The organism is Trueperaceae bacterium (assembly GCA_019454765.1).
In the GTDB taxonomy this organism is placed as follows: Bacteria; Deinococcota; Deinococci; order Deinococcales; family Trueperaceae; genus JAAYYF01.
On sequence record JACFNR010000089.1, the window covers coordinates 1 to 2,107 of the forward strand.

Annotated in this window: 2 protein-coding genes; one reads left to right on the top strand and one right to left on the bottom strand. The window is 71.5% G+C overall.

Annotated features, from left to right (window positions below; all coding sequences use genetic code 11):
* The coding region (gene metG / locus H3C53_13360; protein ID MBW7917655.1) for a methionine--tRNA ligase subunit beta at window positions 1–665 on the top strand (665 nt) is incomplete at its 5' end.
* Window positions 666–686: 21 nt separating this feature from the next.
* Here the strand turns inward: metG and H3C53_13365 are convergent.
* Complete coding sequence (locus tag H3C53_13365; GenBank protein ID MBW7917656.1) at window positions 687–1,871, bottom strand: Fic family protein; 1,185 nt, start codon at window positions 1,869–1,871, stop codon at window positions 687–689.
* Window positions 1,872–2,107: the final 236 nt, after the last annotated feature.

Sequence of the window (2,107 nt, forward strand, 5' to 3'; positions counted from 1 at the left end):
CCAACAAGTACATCGCCGACACCAAGCCGTGGGAGCTCGCCCGCGAGGAGGCCACGGCCGCGCGGCTCGACACCGTGCTCAACACGCTCGTCGAGGCGTTGCGCTGCGCGTCGGTGCTGCTCGAGCCCGTCATCCCGGAGCGCGCGGTGGAGCTGCGCCGCCAGCTGGGGTTGACGGACGACCACCACGACCTGGCGTCGGCCGCTCGCTGGGGTGAGGTGCCCGCGGGCACGCTAACGCAGCCGGGCGACCCGCTCTTCCCGCGCATCGACCTGGCCGGCCTGGCGGAGCAACTGGGAGGCGGTGCGGCGGCTGCCCCAGCCGCGCTGGAACACAAGGACGAGATCGAGTACGGCGACTTCGGCAAGCTCGAGCTGCGCGTGGTCACGGTCGAGAAGGCGGAGCAGCACCCCAACGCCGACAAGCTCCTCGTGCTGACGGTGCGGATGGGCGCCGAGACGCGCACCATCGTGAGCGGCATCAAGGCGCACTACGACCCCGCCGCGCTGGTGGGCAAGAAGCTCGTGGCGGTGGCCAACCTCAAGCCCGTCAAGCTGCGCGGCATCGTCAGCCAGGGCATGATCCTCTCGGGCGAGGGTCCGGACGGCACGCTCGGTCTCGTCACGCTCGAGCGCGACCTGCCGGACGGCAGCGAGGTGCGTTGAGTCGACGCTGCGCACTCGCCGTCAGGCGCGGAGCGCTTCGACCACCTCTGGCGCGACCCAGGCGCGCCCCCTTCTGACCGAGTCGTCGAGCGGCTCGATGATCCCGGCCGCCTCGAGCGCTCGCGCCGCGGCGTAGATGGTCGGCCGGGTCGTGCCAAGGCGCTCGGCAGTCTCGCGGGCTTTGAACAGCGGCCGGTCGAGCACGAGCTGGAGGAGCCGGCGGACGGTCGATCCTCGTTCAGCGTGTTCGATGCGCGCCTCGAGCCTGTCGGCGAGCGCGTCCATGGTGCCCTGCACGTTCCGGGCGTGCTCGACGGCTCGCGCCGCGGCCTCCACGAACAGTGCGACCGCGGGGCCGGCACGACCGGCCCGGTACTCCGCCACCGCGCCCGGCATCTCGGCGCGAACGCCGAGGAGCGCCGCGGATAGCGGCAGCACCGCGTGCCTGGTCAGACCCCTCGCGCGGAGGTGTGCATGCACCACGAGCCTGGCCACGCGACCGTTGCCGTCGGCGAACGGTCGGACGGTCAGGAACTGGGCGTGGAGCAGGGCGCTATGCAGCAGGGCCGGCACATCCTGACGCGAGGCGAAGGCCACGAGGTCGTGGATAGCAGCGGCGACGCGCTCCGGCGGGGTCGGGAAGTAGGCCGCCTGGGCGTCCTGCCACACCGGGTCGTCGACCCAATGCTGCTCGCTGCGCCACCCCGGCCTGCCCCCGAACTGAGCCAGTCCGTGCAACTCGAGGACGCCGGCGGCGGTCAGTGAGCCACCGGCAGCGGCGAGCTCGAGCGCCCGTTCGGCGGCCCGTTCTATCCTGGCGACGACCTGACCGCCGGCCGACCCCTTGTTGCGGACCTTGGCCTCCCAGTAGTGGAGCGGTTCACTGATGACAAGCGCGAGCCGCGCGCTGCTCCTTGCCTCGACCTGGTGCAGCGCCCCGAGCCACGGGCGTCGTCTCGCGGCGGTGGCCTCGTCGAAGCGCACGATCTCGTTGGCGACGCGCTCGAGTCTGGCCGTGGCTGCGCCGAGCCGTGGCGTCGGAGCGGCGGCGATCTGCGCCGCGACAGTCGCCCAGTACTTGCCGTGGAGGACGGCGCCGTCCGGGACGGGTAGGCGCGATTGCGACGTCGGTTCGCCACCACTCCACGGGAGTTCCTCGCGGTTCGCCGCGGGCCAGGGCAGGTCGAGTGTCTTCTCAGGTCCCACGGAAGTCGATAGCCGATTCCCAAAGAACCTTACTAACGGAGGCCGTTAGTAAAGTTCTCGGCAAATCTCGAGTCGGGCTCCCACCCCACCTGATAAGGGCGCTCCACGTGCCGATTCCCGCCTGACCCCGCTCCTTGGCGACCGCGCCCCACCCACACATCACACGCCCGCCAACACGGCGAGGAAGCGCGCCCCGTAGCGCCCCAGCTTGACGGCGCCCACGCCGGGGACCTCGC